The sequence below is a fragment of the Pseudomonas sp. GL_139_B genome, from assembly GCF_057834475.1.
On the sequence record NZ_CM174403.1, the window covers coordinates 268,645 to 283,019 of the forward strand.

At 60.3% G+C, this 14,375-nt stretch carries 11 protein-coding genes; 3 read left to right on the plus strand and 8 right to left on the minus strand.

Features of this window, described 5'->3' with window-relative positions; genetic code table 11:
- Positions 1 to 282: 282 nt before the first annotated feature.
- From AC3ISI_RS01210 to yrfG, 4 genes are all read right to left on the minus strand, one after another.
- Positions 283 to 2,631, minus strand: coding sequence for an FdhF/YdeP family oxidoreductase (locus tag AC3ISI_RS01210; protein ID WP_489335109.1), 2,349 nt, complete (start codon positions 2,629 to 2,631; stop codon positions 283 to 285).
- A complete protein-coding gene (gene fdhD / locus AC3ISI_RS01215; RefSeq protein ID WP_489335110.1) occupies positions 2,628 to 3,467 on the minus strand; it encodes a formate dehydrogenase accessory sulfurtransferase FdhD in 840 nt (279 codons plus the stop codon). Before fdhD ends, AC3ISI_RS01210 begins: the two co-directional genes overlap by 4 nt.
- Positions 3,468 to 3,561: 94 nt before the next feature.
- A complete protein-coding gene (locus AC3ISI_RS01220) occupies positions 3,562 to 4,449 on the minus strand; it encodes a LysR family transcriptional regulator (protein ID WP_489335111.1) in 888 nt (295 codons plus the stop codon).
- 64 nt (positions 4,450 to 4,513) lie between these two features.
- Positions 4,514 to 5,176, minus strand: coding sequence for a GMP/IMP nucleotidase (gene yrfG / locus AC3ISI_RS01225; RefSeq protein WP_489335112.1), 663 nt, complete (start codon positions 5,174 to 5,176; stop codon positions 4,514 to 4,516).
- 90 nt (positions 5,177 to 5,266) lie between these two features.
- Between yrfG and nudE the strand changes: the two genes are divergently transcribed.
- The gene (gene nudE, locus AC3ISI_RS01230; RefSeq protein ID WP_489335113.1) at positions 5,267 to 5,833 is read left to right on the plus strand and encodes an ADP compounds hydrolase NudE; all 567 of its coding nucleotides are present in this window, start codon (positions 5,267 to 5,269) and stop codon (positions 5,831 to 5,833) included.
- Complete coding sequence (cysQ, locus tag AC3ISI_RS01235) at positions 5,830 to 6,657, plus strand: 3'(2'),5'-bisphosphate nucleotidase CysQ (RefSeq protein ID WP_489335114.1); 828 nt, start codon at positions 5,830 to 5,832, stop codon at positions 6,655 to 6,657. Before nudE ends, cysQ begins: the two co-directional genes overlap by 4 nt.
- A gap of 137 nt (positions 6,658 to 6,794) precedes the next feature.
- Here cysQ and AC3ISI_RS01240 read toward each other — a convergent pair whose 3' ends face one another.
- The 4 genes from AC3ISI_RS01240 to rfbC all read right to left on the minus strand — a co-directional run bounded on the left by AC3ISI_RS01240 (position 6,795) and on the right by rfbC (position 11,137).
- The gene (locus AC3ISI_RS01240; RefSeq protein WP_489335115.1) at positions 6,795 to 7,250 is read right to left on the minus strand and encodes a thioesterase domain-containing protein; all 456 of its coding nucleotides are present in this window, start codon (positions 7,248 to 7,250) and stop codon (positions 6,795 to 6,797) included.
- Positions 7,251 to 7,290: 40 nt separating this feature from the next.
- Positions 7,291 to 8,682, minus strand: coding sequence for a sigma-54-dependent transcriptional regulator (locus tag AC3ISI_RS01245; protein ID WP_489335116.1), 1,392 nt, complete (start codon positions 8,680 to 8,682; stop codon positions 7,291 to 7,293).
- A complete protein-coding gene (locus AC3ISI_RS01250; protein WP_489335117.1) occupies positions 8,679 to 10,487 on the minus strand; it encodes a sensor histidine kinase in 1,809 nt (602 codons plus the stop codon). Before AC3ISI_RS01250 ends, AC3ISI_RS01245 begins: the two co-directional genes overlap by 4 nt.
- A 104-nt stretch (positions 10,488 to 10,591) precedes the next feature.
- A complete protein-coding gene (gene rfbC / locus AC3ISI_RS01255) occupies positions 10,592 to 11,137 on the minus strand; it encodes a dTDP-4-dehydrorhamnose 3,5-epimerase (RefSeq protein ID WP_489335118.1) in 546 nt (181 codons plus the stop codon).
- Between the two features lie 187 nt (positions 11,138 to 11,324).
- Here rfbC and AC3ISI_RS01260 point away from each other — a divergent pair, with 187 nt between their 5' ends.
- Complete coding sequence (locus AC3ISI_RS01260; protein ID WP_489335119.1) at positions 11,325 to 14,237, plus strand: aminotransferase; 2,913 nt, start codon at positions 11,325 to 11,327, stop codon at positions 14,235 to 14,237.
- Positions 14,238 to 14,375: the final 138 nt, after the last annotated feature.

Below are 14,375 nucleotides of genomic sequence, written 5' to 3' on the forward strand. Positions count from 1 at the left end.
CAATCGAAATCCGACGAGTAACACGACTTGAGCACATTTCTATAAGTTACTGTTTTATAGACGGAACTTAACTGTTTTTCGCCGGTCTTTAGTTACTTCGGACAGGCCGTTTCTATACAGAAACGGCCTTTTTTGTGGGCGATTGGAAAGTGATTGGTCCGGAATAATAGTTGAATGTTTCTCCGCCTTCGCGAGCAAGCCCGCTCCTACAATGGGTCTGTGTTGAACACAAACCCCCTGTGGGAGCGAGCTGCTCGCGAAGAGGCCAGATCAGACGCCGCGTTAAGCCGACTTGGCCAAAATCAACCCGGTCTCACTCGCCACTTCCAACCGGATCGCCACGAACTTCGACGTCGGTGTATGGCTGCCATCCCCGATGCTTTCCAACGGCACCAGCGGATTCACTTCAGGGTAGTAAGCTGCCGCTTGCCCCGCAGGAATATCAAACGCCAGCAGCGTGAAGCCCTTCACCCGACGCTCACGCCCATCATCCCAGATCGAAACGATATCGGCTTTCTGCCCCGGTTTGAAACCCAGGCGAATGATGTCGGCTTCGTTTACAAACAACACATCGCGCTGACCCTTCACGCCACGATAACGGTCATCAAGCCCATAAACCGTGGTGTTGTACTGATCGTGAGAGCGCATCGATTGCATGATCAAATCGGGGAGCACCCCGGTAGCGCGTGTGCGCTCGTGCACCAAATCTTTAGGCAGGGCATTCGGGCGGAAATTGGCCCGGCCTGACGGCGTGTTCCACTTACGCGCACCGGCACTGCTGCCGAGGTAGAAACCGCCCCGATTCTTGATCTTTTCGTTGAAGTTCTGGAAGCCTGGAATCGTGTCGGCAATCAGATCGCGGATGCGGCCGTAATCAGCCACGAGCCAGTTCCAGTCCACCGGTTTGCTGCCCAGCGTGGCGGCGGCGATGCCGGCGAGGATCGCCGGCTCAGAGCGCATCTGGTTCGACAGCGGCTGCAACTGGCCGTTGGAGGCGTGGACCATGCTGAACGAGTCCTCCACGGTCACCGCTTGCGGGCCTTCGGTCTGGATATCGATGTCGGTACGGCCCAGACACGGCAGGATCAGCGCGTCTTTACCGTGGGCCAAATGGCTGCGGTTGAGCTTGGTGCTGATCTGCACGGTCAGGTCGCAATTACTCAACGCCTGGAAGGTTCGCGAGCTGTCCGGCGTGGCTTGGGCGAAGTTGCCGCCCAGGCCGATGAAAACTTTGGAGCGACCGTCGGCCATGGCGTGAATCGCTTCGACCACATTGTGGCCATTGTCACGCGGCACCTTGAACTGGAAACGACGCTCCAGCGAATCAAGGAACGCCACTGGCGGACGCTCGTTGATGCCCATGGTCCGGTCGCCCTGCACGTTACTGTGGCCGCGCACCGGGCACAGACCTGCACCCGGCCGGCCGATGTTTCCGCGCAGCAACATCAGATTGGCGATTTCCTGAATGGTCGCCACCGAATGGCGGTGCTGCGTGATGCCCATGGCCCAGCACATGATGACGTTCTTGCCCTTGGCGTACATGCGCGCCGCTTGCTCGATCTCCACCAGGGTCAGGCCGGACTGTTCGACGATCTGCTCCCACGACGTATCGTCGACGACGGCCAGGTAATCCAGCACGTTGGCGCTGTGTTCGTTGAGGAAGTCATGGTCGAACACGGCGGGCTCCCCGGTCTTCTGCGCATCGCGCTCCCATTGCAGCAGGAATTTCGCCATGCCGCGCATGATTGCCATGTCGCCGCCCAATGCCGGACGGAAGTACGCGGTGTTGGTCGGCTTGTCGCCGTTGGTGAGCATTTCGATCGGGTGTTGCGGGTGCTGGAAGCGTTCCAGGCCACGCTCTTTCAGCGGGTTGATGCACACCACCTGCGCACCGCGTTTCACTGCTTCGCGCAACGGTTCGAGCATCCGCGGGTGATTGGTGCCGGGGTTCTGGCCCCAGACGAAAATCGCATCCGCATGTTCGAGGTCGTCGAAGGTCACGGTGCCTTTGCCGACGCCAACGCTTTGCGCCAATGCCACACCGCTGGCCTCGTGGCACATGTTCGAGCAGTCGGGGAAGTTGTTGGTGCCGTAAGTGCGTACGAACAGTTGATAAAGGTACGCCGCTTCGTTGCTGGCGCGCCCCGAGGTGTAGAACTCGGCCTGGTTCGGGCTCGACAAGCCCTGCAAATGCTTGGCGATCAAGGCAAACGCCGCTTCCCAGCTGATCGGCTTGTAGCGATCGGTTTCGGCGTCGTAGCACATCGGCTCGGTCAAGCGGCCCTGGTACTCGAGCCAGTAGTCACTTTGTTCGAGCAACGAGCTGACGCTGTGCTTGGCGAAAAACGCGCCATCGACACGGCGCTTGGTCGCTTCCCAGTTCACCGCTTTGGCGCCGTTCTCGCAGAACGCCACCATGCCGGCTTCCTTGGAATCGCCCCAGGCGCAACCGGGGCAGTCGAACCCGCCGTTCTTGTTGGTCTTGAGCATCATGCGCAGATTTTTCAGGGCGTTGTCGCTGGTCAACCAGGCCCGGGCAACGCTGGCCAGCGCGCCCCAGCCACCGGCCGCGCCTTTATAGGGCTTGTAGCGGGGGACGGGTTTCTGGTCGGCTTGTTGATGTTGGCTCACGCTTGAGTCTCCAACGCTGGGCTGTAGACCCGCGGCGCATTCTTCTGTGATAGATGGATGAGATTGAGGTTATGACGACGGGCCCACTGCACAGCAAGGCCCGTGGGTGACGACAGGCTGACGAGGGTCTGGATGCCGGCGCGCAAGACTTTCTGGATCAATTCGAGGCTGCACCGGCTGGTGACTATCGCTACCCCACCGGTAATTGGAATATTTTGGCGGATCAACCCGCCAATCAATTTGTCGAGGGCGTTGTGCCGGCCAATGTCTTCGCGGCCCAGCAGCAACTCGCCCTGACCGTTCATAAACACCGCCGCGTGCACCGCGCCGCAATGCTGGCCCAGCGGCTGAAACGCACCGATGCGTTGGCGCAGGCCATCGAGCCATTCGGCAGGCGGCAGCGGCGCGCCCGGCAGCACCTTGAGGTCGGGCAATGCCTGTTCAACTGCTTCCACGCCACAGAGCCCGCAACCGCTGGTGCCGGCCAGTTGCCGACGCTGCTGCTTGAGGTTCCAGAAGGCGCGGTTGGCGATGGTCACTTGCGCGTACTGCGCAGCCCCTTCACCGGTCAATTGCAGGTCATAGATGTCGGTCGCGTCTTCAATAATGCCGCTGCCGAGGCTGAAGCCGACGATGAAATCTTCAAGGTCAGTCGGCGTCACCAACATCACAGCCTGGCTGATGCCGTTGTAGGCAATTGCCAACGCAACTTCTTCGGCCAGCGCGGTGCTGGCCGACTCTGTGAATTGAAGATCGCAGAAACTGTAGGTCTGGCTTGCGTCTGGCGCGGGTGTTTCGAGTGCGGGCGCCGCGCAGCCGGGGCGCTTGGTGTTCATGAGGTTTCACCGACGGTTTGATCAGCTCTAAGCCTAGGCGCGTCAAAAGGTCGCGTCTAATCGCTATTACTGATCTGCCGATAGATGACGTCGATCAAGAGGCTGTCAGTGATTTTGAATAAATCGCAAAACAGGCTTCCGCCAAGGCCGAGCGTGGGGCGCTGCGACGCATGATCAACCCCAGCCGGGCGAGGGTCTGCGCGTTTTCGATAGGTTGCAGGCGCAAGTGATCAGTGAGGTTTTCCAGGCCGCCTTCCAGCGGCATCACCGCGCAGCACATGCCACCGTGTACCGCTTGTAACAATTGGTGCACCGCATCGGTCTGCAGCAGTGGCTGAGGTGACAGGCCGCGGCTGTGGAAGTTGTGGTCGATGGACTGGCGAAAGTGCATGCCGCTGGTGAGCATGCCCAGCGGCAGCTCGATCAGCGACTCCCAGCTCAAAGGCGATTCGCCGAAACTGAAAAAGCGCTGATCGTAGAGCAGGCCCATGTGGGTTTCACTGAACGCCAGTGAATCGAAGCGCTCGTTGTCCAGACGCTCCAGATAAGACACGCCGAGGTCCAGACGGTTGTTCGACAGTTGTTCGAGGATTTGCTCGGAGCTCAACGCCGAGAGTTCGAAACGCAGGTTCGGGTGTTCAGCGTGCAAGCGTTGCATGAGCGGCAGAGGATCGAAACTCGACAGCGGCACTACGCCTAATCGCAACGTACCGACCAGATTACCGCGACAAGCCGCAGCTTCAGCCTGCAAGCCGTCGTAAGCCGCCAGCACTGTGCGCGCCCAGGCCAGCACGCGTTCACCGGGTGCGGTAAACCCTTCAAATCGCTGACCACGATTGACCAGTGGCAACTCAAGTTCTTCTTCTAGACTGCGCAGGCGCATGGAGAGGGTCGGCTGGGTGATGTGGCAGCGGGCAGCGGCTTGGCCAAAGTGTCGGGTTTCGTCGAGGGCGATGAGGAATTTCAGTTGCTTGATGTCCATCTTCGCTCCAGGGCGCGGTGAAGGAGGGGATTCTAGCGCTTGCCCGCGATTCAGGCGACGCAGTCTAGAGCCCGGCAATTAAATCCCGATAATCTCCCACCGCCGCAAACTCCGCCGTGTCCTTAGGCCCTTTGCGACTGTCCGGCTCGCTCACTGCCAACAAATGCGCCACGCCAAAACGGCGCGCGCTGCGCAGTATCGGTAACGTATCGTCGATAAACAGACTGCGCGCAGGGTCGAAACCGATGTCCGCCTGCAACGCCTCCCAGAACTGCGCATTCTCTTTGGGAAAACCGTAATCATGCGAGCTGATCAAGCGCTCGAAGTAGGGCGCCAGTTCAATCCTTTCCAGCTTCAATGACAGTGAATCCCGATGCGCATTGGTGATCATCACTACCCGCTTGCCCGCCTGTTTGATCGCGGCCAGAAAGGTATCTGCATCCGGCCGCAAGGCGATCAGGTGCGCGGTTTCCAGTTTCAGTTCGCGCACCGGCAGTTTCAATTCGGTGCTCCAGAAATCCAGGCAGTACCACTGCAACTGGCCGGCGTTACGCTCGAACAGCGGCTGCAATTCCAGCTCAGCCATAGCCCGGCTCACCCCGTGCAACTCGGCGTAACGCTGTGGCAAGTGCTCCATCCAGAAATGGTTGTCGTAGTGCAGGTCCAGCAGCGTGCCATCCATGTCCAGCAGAACGGTGTCGATGTCGCGCCAGGGCAGCAGGGACATAAAAAACTTCTCCAGCGGTAAAAGAGATATCCGAGGTCAACAATCAGGATAGGCCGGGTATAGTAGCGCGTTCACGCCTAGGAGCTTTTCATGCGCCAGAAACCCACCGTCCTCGCCCGCGAAATCGTCGCCACCAGCCGTTTGTTCTGTGTCGAAGAGCTGAAACTGCGCTTTTCCAATGGCGTGGAGCGCACGTATGAACGTTTGGTCGGCAAGGGCGCGGGGTATGGCGCGGTGATGGTCGTGGCCATGCTCGATTCGGATCATGCGGTGTTGGTCGAGGAATACTGCGGCGGCACCGATGAATATGAACTGTCCTTGCCCAAAGGCCTGATCGAGCCGGGTGAAGACGTGCTGGCGGCGGCCGAGCGGGAGCTCAAGGAAGAGGCCGGGTATGGCGCGCGACAGCTGGAGCATCTGACCGAGTTGTCATTGTCGCCTGGTTACATGAGCCAGAAGATCCAGGTGGTGCTGGCCACCGATCTGTATGAAGAAAGCCTTGAGGGTGACGAGCCCGAGCCGATGGGTGTGGACAAGATCAATCTGCGTGAGTTGTCCGCCCTGGCGCAGAACCCGCGCTTCACCGAGGGCCGTGCCTTGGCGGCACTGTATCTGGCCCGTGACCTGCTGACCCAGCGCGGGGTGTTTCTGCCATGAATTTTTCGCATCCATTGATGGCGCCGGTGGTTGAACTGGCATTGCAGGCTGGCGAAGCAATCCTGCCGTTCTGGCGTACCGGCACAGCCGTGACCGCCAAATCTGATGATTCACCCGTCACCGCCGCTGACCTCGCGGCTCATCATGTGATCGTGGCCGGGTTGACCGCGCTGGACCCAAGCATCCCGGTGCTGTCCGAAGAAGACGCCAACATCCCGCAAAGCGTGCGTGCCGGGTGGCAGCGGTGGTGGCTGGTGGACCCGTTGGACGGGACCAAGGAATTTATTTGCGGCAGTGAAGAGTTCACCGTCAACATCGCGCTGATCGAACAGGGCCGGGTGGTGTTTGGCGTGGTCTCGATGCCGACCAACGGGCGTTTCTACGTCGGTGGTGCAGGTTTGGGCGCCTGGCGCGGCGACAAGGGCAGCCAGCCATTGCCGATTCAGGTTCGCGAAGTGCCTGCGGCGGGAGAGGCGTTTACCGTGGTTGCCAGTCGTCGGCATTCGAGCCCGGAGCAAGAGCGCTTGCTGGCCGGGTTGAGCAACAGCCTGGGCGAGTTGCAACTGGCCAATATCGGCAGTTCGTTGAAATTCTGCCTGTTGGCGGAAGGGGCGGCGGATTGTTATCCGCGTCTGGCGCCGACCTCGCAGTGGGACACCGCTGCGGCGCAAGGCGTGCTGGAAGGTGCGGGCGGCGAGGTGCTGGACTTGAGCGGTGCACCGTTTTGTTATCCAGCACGGGAATCGTTGTTGAATGAGTTCTTTTTGGCACTGCCGGCCAAGGCTGCGTGGCGCGAAAAACTGTTGGAGCTGGCCCGTTCCTGACCGTGGTATGAGTGAGGCGAAATCCTTGTGGGAGCGAGCCTGCTCGCGATGACGGTGTGTCAGTCAAAGAATAGGTTGATTGTCAGTCCGCTATCGCGAGCAGGCTCGCTCCCACAGGTTTTTGTGGCGGCTGAGCTTCAGCGGTGAAGGACGTACTGCCCGGTAAACCTCACCGCATCGTCATCACTGCCGACATTCACCATCCGTGAATGCAGCGTCAACCGCGCCCGCCCATAGCGCTGATACATCGTCAAAAACTTTTTCCACACCGCCGCACTCGGCGCCTGACAAATCGCTGTCGCGTCCATGGTTACCGGTAGCGGATAGCTGATCTGCCCTTCCTGAATCACGATATGCCCGTCTTCAATCCCTTCCTCACGCAAGCGCAAATGCAGCCAGCCCCAACCCGCCAGCACCGAGCCGCAATACAGACTGCCACCGAACATGGTGCTTTTGTGATTGACGTTGGCTTCCAGTGGCAAGAACAGGCGCAGTTGCTGGTCGTGCCAGTCGAGCACTTTGATGCCCATGGCCTGCGTCAGGGGGATGTCGTGATGGAGAATGGATTCCAGGTGACGACTGTCGCGATTCATGCGCGGGCCTCTTGTTTGAAGGTGATGATTTAACGGTCGCTCAATCGAGATCGTCAGCAGAGCTGCTTGCTCCGCCGGCGAAGATCAGCCCATGTTTGCGCAGCTTGTCGTGCAAGGTTTTGCGCGGAATGCCTAGCGCTTCAGCGAGGCTGCGCACGGAGCTGTGAGAGCGTGCCAGTTCGGCGGCAATCAGGTTCTTTTCGAAGTTTTCCACTTGCTCGCTCAATCCGCCGCTGAACCCTTCAGCCGGCATGCTGGTTCCGCCCTCCGGCGTATTGTTGTCTAGCGCCAGTTCCAGGCCCAGGGCAAAGCGTTCGGCGGCGTTTTGCAGTTCGCGTACATTGCCGGGCCAAGTGTGACGCAGCAGCATGGCGCGTTGCCCCGGTTGTAGCATATGGGGCGGCAAACCGTGGCGGGCGCTGGCTTCATCGGCGAAATGCTGGAACATCACCAACGCATCTTCACCGCGCTCGCGCAGTGGCGGAATACGCACCGGCGCGACGTTCAGGCGGTAATACAAGTCGGCGCGGAAACGCCCTTGATCGGCGGACTGACGCAGGTCTTCTTTGGTCGCGGCGATGATGCGGATGTCCAGCGGGATCAACTGATTGCCGCCCAAACGCTCGACGACACGTTCCTGCAGCAAACGCAGCAGCTTCACCTGTACGTCCAGACTCATACTTTCGATTTCGTCTAGGAACAGCGTGCCGCCGTTGGCGAATTCGAACTTGCCGATGCGGCGCTTTTGCGCACCGGTGAACGCGCCGGGCTCGTGACCGAACAGCTCGCTTTCCACCACGGACTCGGCCAGCGCGCCGGCATTGATCGCCACGAACGGACCGTTACGACGGTTCGATAAATCGTGCAGCGCTCGGGCCACAACTTCTTTGCCGGCGCCGGTCTCACCCAGAATCAACACATCGGCCTTGGTCGCGGCAAGGGCGCCAATCTGCTCGCGCAGGCGCAGCATGGGCGCCGATTGCCCAACCAGTCGAGTGCTTAATTCATTGCGATCACTCAGGGCCAAACGCAGGCTGCGGTTATCCAGTACCAACCGGCGCAAGGCCAGCGCACGGCGCACGCTGTCGAGCAGGGCGTCGCTGGCGAAGGGTTTTTCGAGGAAGTCATAAGCCCCGGCGCGCATGGCTTGCACCGCGAGCGGCACATCGCCGTGGCCGGTGATCAGCAATACCGGCAGCTCCGGGTCCTGGGCATGCAATTCGGTCAGCAACTCGAGGCCGTCCATGCCCGGCATGCGAATGTCGCTGACCACCACACCCGGCCAGTCACGCTCCAGTTGTGCGGCCAGGCCTTTGGCTTCAGCCAGCGGCAGGATTTTCAGGCCGGCGAGGTCCAGGGTCTGGCTCAGGGCCTGACGCAGATGGGGATCATCGTCGATCAACACGACCTGAATGCGGCTGTCGATGGTCATGCACTTCGGTCCTCGGACGGTTGCAAGCTCACGCCCGGTGCGCCCGCGCGTAGTCTCAGGGTAATCAGGGCGCCGCCTTCCTTGTGGTTGGCGAACGACAGTTCACCACCGAAGGCACGCATCAGGGTTTCGCAAATCGCCAACCCCAGCCCAAGTCCCTGTGTGCGGGTCTTGGTGGTGTAGAAAGGTTCGCTGGCGCGTCCCAAGGCTTCCATGCAAAAGCCGGGGCCGTTGTCACGGATGTACAGATTGACGCCGTCAGCGGTGGATTGGGCACTCAACCAGAGTTTACGCGGCGGGCCTTTTTCAGTCAGCGCATCGAGGGCGTTGGCCAATAGATTGCCGAGTACCTGACGCAGACGGGTTTCTCCGGCCTCGACCCACAGCGTGGCGGCGGGCAAGTCGCGGATCAGTTCGACCTCCATGCTGCGTCGGCGCTTAGCCAGCAATGCCAGCGCGTCATCCAGCGCCGGTTGCAACGCAACGCTTTCCGGCGCGTGACGATCACGCCGGGCAAAGGCGCGCAGGTGAGCGATGATCGAGGCCATGCGCCCGGTCAGTTCGCTGATCAGTTTGAGGTTGCCGCGTGCCTCGTCGGTGCGTTGATGATCGAGCAGCACTTCGGCGTTTTCCGCGTAGCTGCGAATCGCCGCCAGGGGCTGATTGAGCTCATGGCTGATACTCGCCGACATGGTTCCCAACGCTGACAATTTACCGGCCTGGACCAGATCATCCTGCGCGCGCACCAGTTCCTGCTGAGCGTGTTCGCGCTCCAGCACTTCCTGTTTCAGGCGCCGGTTGAGGCCTTCGAGGTCGCTGGTTCGCTCGGCGACCCGGCCCTCCAGTTCGCGACGAGCCTTGGCTTCGAAAGCGATCCGTTCGAGGTAATGTCGGCGGCGCTGCATCATCAGCCCAAGCAGCAGCATCAACACCAACAACGTTGCGCCCCCGATGGCGAGCACCGTGCGGACCGGGCGGTTAATCAAGGTGCGCGGAGCAAGGATACTGGCGTTCCAGCCGGTTTCGGCGATCTGTTGGGTTTGGATCAGCCAAGCGTTGGGGTTGAGTTTCAACGGTTTTGGATCGCGGGTCGGGTACGGTTGAATCGCAGTAACGGCTTTGTTTTCTTCGTCGCTCAACGTGCGGGTCGAGCGGAAGCGCCACTCCGGCCGCGAGGTGAGAATGACCACACCGTTTTGGTCGGTCAGCAGCAGCTGTTCCGGGGTTTTGCCCCAGAGGCTTTCGGTGTGGTCCAAGTCGACTTTGACCACCAGCACGCCGATGATTTTTTCGCCATCGCGTACCGCCGCTGCAAAGAAATAACCGCGTTTGGCCGAGGTCGTGCCCAAGCCGAAAAACCGTCCGAGCCGGCCAGCCATGGCTTCGCTGAAATAAGGCCGGAAGGAAAAATTACGCCCGACAAAGCTGTCGTGCTTGTCCCAATTGGACGCCGCCAGCGTTTTGCCGCTGGTGTCCATCAAGTACATGACTTCGGCACCCGTTTGCGTGCTGATGTTTTTCAGCAAGCGGTTGGCATTGCCTTGGGTGACGCCATCATCGGGCGCGCCGAGTACCGCGCGCAGGGCCGGCAGGTCGCCGAGGATTTGCGGCAAGACTTCATAACGATGCAGCGTACCCAGCAGGTTGGCGACATACAGGTCGAGCGTCTGACGGTTCTGCCCGGCCAGTTCGCTGCGGTAGTAACGCTCGGCCAAGTGCTCCAGCGGCCACAATAACGGCGCCAGGCACAGCGCCAGCAGGGCAAGGCTGCGCCAGCGGGGTCTGCGGGGGAGAGTCGGAGTCATGAGCATCGGGCGCCTGTGGGTACAGGCGCATTATGCCTAGGCTTGGTGGCGCAGTCTGCGCACCTTGGCCAAGTCGTTCTGGCGAAGAAGATTCAGACAGGGGCTCAGGAAAAGACTTCAGCGTCCTTGAAGAACACGGCGGCTTGGTCTTTGCCGGACAGTTGCGGTGCTTCCTCAAGTTGCCAATCGATGGCCAGGTCCGGGTCATCCCAGCGAATGCTACGCTCGGCGGATGGGGTGTAGTAGTCGGTGGTTTTGTAGAGGAATTCGGCGAACTCGCTCAGCACCACGAAACCGTGGGCGAAACCTTCCGGGACCCAGAGTTGGCGATGGTTGTCGGCGGACAGGCGCACCGCCACCCATTTGCCGAAATGCGCTGAGCTACGACGAATATCCACCGCCACATCCAGCACTTCACCGGCCGTCACGCGCACCAGTTTGCCCTGGGTATTTTCCAGCTGGTAATGCAGACCGCGCAGTACACCTTTTTGCGAGCGGGAATGGTTGTCCTGGACAAACTGTGTATCCAGACCAGTCGCTTCTTCGAAGGCCTTTGCATTGAAGCTCTCATAGAAGAAGCCGCGCTCATCACCAAAAACCTTGGGTTCGATGATCAGAACACCGGGCAGGTCGGTGGTGACTACATTCATGGTGTTTCTCCAGTAATAGGCGTTGATTGGGGACATTCTTGCGCAAAGTGCCGAGTGAGGCGAGTGCGACGTGATTTTTCCTGATCCATTTACTGATTGAGCCAAGTGTCAGGCGGTCGAATGGGGGTTGCGTATCGCCTCTGGCAATGGCGATATAAGCGCCTAATAACATTTCAGAGGTCGTTGTATGCCGCTCGCCACGTTGATTCACCGCGCCAGTTTGCCCAGCCCGCAAGTCTCCGCGCAGCAAGCGCTTGAGCTGCTGGAAGGGCATTACGGATTGAGCGGGAAGTTGCAGGCTCTTGGCAGCCAGCAGGATCTCAACTTTCGCGTAGACAGCGACCAGGGGCGTTTCGTCCTGAAAATCTGCCGTGGCGATTATGCGGCGCTGGAGCTGCAAGCCCAACACGCGGGGCTCAAGCATCTGCGCGAGCACTCCGGCGTGAAGGTGCCGCGAGTGATCCCCGCCAAAAGCGGTGCTGATCTGCTCACGCTGGACGTCGCGGGCCAATCGGTGCACGTGCGACTGCTCGACTACATCGAAGGTCAGTCGCTCACGCATCTGGATCACCTTCCGGGTGCCGTGGTGGCTGGTTTCGGTCAGCTGTGCGGCGAAATGGACCTGGCCCTGGCCGCGTTCGACCATCCTGGCCTTGAGCGCACGTTGCAGTGGGACGCCCGTCATGCCAACGCATTGATCGGTCATTTGCTGCCCGTCATCAAGGATGACGCGCAACGCCGGTTGATCGCCGATGCCGCCGAACGCGCCGAGCGTCACTTGCAACCGCTGGTGGATAAGTTGCCGGTGCAGGCCATTCACATGGACATCACTGACGACAACGTGGTCTGGCAGCGCGACTTGCAACGTCAATGGCAATTGCAGGGCGTGATCGATTTCGGCGACCTGGTCCGCACCTGGCGCATCACCGATCTTTCGGTGACCTGCGCGGCGCTGCTGCACCACGCCAACAGCGACCCGTTCTACATTTTGCCAGCGATTGAGGCCTATCACGCGGTCAATCCTTTGCAGCCTGAAGAACTGCTGGCGCTCTGGCCGCTGATCGTCGCGCGTGCTGCGGTATTGGTGCTCAGCGGCGAACAGCAAGTCAGTATTGATCCGGGCAACCAATACAGCCGCGACAACCTGACCCATGAATGGGAAATTTTCCGGGTGGCCACATCGGTGCCGCTGCAATTGATGGAAGCGGCGATCCTGACCTGCGTCGGCAATAGCCTGCCGAGCATTGGCAGTGAAGGTTTCGCGCCATTGTTGCCGAGCCTGGTGGGGCGCGAGTTTGCGCTGATCGATCTGGGTGTACTCAGCCCACATTTCGAGGCGGGTAACTGGGAGCAAGAAGGGATTGATCAGCGGCTACTGACCGAAGCCGCTACTACCCACGGCTTGGCAGCCAGTCGATTTGGGCAATACCGATTGTCGCGAACGCGTCCAGACAGTGCCGACGAGCCGGACACCTGTCCGTTGCACGTCGAGTTGCGAGTGCCCCACGGCACGGCGGTCGAATCGCCGTTTGCCGGTGTGGTTCATCGGCCGGCGGCCGGCGTGCTGCAACTCGACGGGCCACAACTGAGTGTGCGGTTGTGGGGCGTGACACCGTCTCTGCACACCGGCGCGGCGCTGGTCAAAGGCCAGGTGTTGGGCTCGGTCAGCGGGCCTTTGATCGTGCAGTTGAGCCGAGGCACGGCTTTCAATGCGCCGCTGTTTTGCACACCTTCGCGCGCCCTGGCCTGGCAAGCCTTGTGCCCGTCGCCGGCGGCATTGCTGGGACTGGCTTGTGATGCTGAAGAGGAACTGGATTCGCAAACGCTGCTGGCGCGCCGCAGCGCCAGTTTCGCCCGTACCCAGAAGCACTATTACGTCGACCCGCCGCGCATCGAACGCGGCTGGCGCAACCACCTGATCGACATGCAGGGCCGCTCCTACCTCGACATGCTCAATAACGTCGCGGTACTTGGCCACGGACATCCGCGTATGGCGGCGGTCGCCAGTCGTCAGTGGTCGCTGCTCAACACCAACTCGCGCTTCAACTATGCGGCGGTTGCCGAGTTTTCCGAACGCTTGCTGAAGTTGGCGCCGGACTCCATGGACCGCGTGTTCCTGGTCAACAGCGGCAGCGAGGCCAACGATCTGGCGATTCGTCTGGCATGGGCTTACAGCGGCGGGCGCGACATGATCAGCGTGCTGGAGGCCTATCACGGCTGGACGGTGGGCGCCGATGCGGTGTCGACTTCAATTGCCGACAACCCCAAGGCCTTGAGCAGCCGTCCGGACTGGGTGCATCCGGTCATCGCGCCGAACACGTATCGCGGAGAATTCCGTGGTCCGGACAGTGCGCCGGATTATGTGCGCAGCGTCGAGCACAACCTGGCGAAAATCGCCGAGCAAAAGCGTCAGTTGGCTGGTTTTATTTGCGAGCCGGTGTACGGCAATGCGGGCGGGATCTCGTTGCCGCCGGGCTATTTACAGCAGGTCTACGCCATGGTTCGCGCGCAGGGGGGTGTGTGCATCGCCGACGAAGTGCAAGTTGGTTACGGGCGTATGGGGCATTTCTTCTGGGGCTTTGAAGAGCAGGGCGTGGTGCCGGACATCATCACCATGGCCAAAGGCATGGGCAACGGCCAGCCGTTGGGCGCGGTGATTACGCGGCGGGAAATTGCTGAAGCGCTGGAGGCCGAAGGTTATTTCTTCTCGTCGGCGGGCGGCAGTCCGGTCAGTTGCCAGATCGGCATGGCGGTACTGGATGTGATGGAAGAAGAAAAGCTCTGGGAAAGCGCTCAGGTCGTGGGCGGCTATTTCAAGGAGCGCCTCGAAGCGCTGATCGAGATTCATCCATTGGTGGGCGCGGTGCACGGTTCCGGCTTCTATTTGGGCGTCGAGCTGATCCGCAACCGCGACACCCTGGAACCGGCGACCGAAGAAACCACGGCGCTGTGTGATCGCCTGCGAGAGCTGGGGATTTTCATGCAACCGACCGGCGACTTCCTCAACGTCCTCAAGATCAAACCGCCGATGGTGACGTCACGCCAGAGTGTGGATTTCTTCGTCGACATGCTCTCGAAGGTGCTCGCGGAAGGCCTGTAAACCCATACCCCTGTAGGAGCGAGCTTGCTCGCGAAGGCGGTGTGTCAGTCGACGTTGATGTCGGCTGACACTCCCTCTTCGCGAGCAAGCTCGCTCCTACATTAGAGGTGTATTTATTCGATAGATATCGGCTTTTCA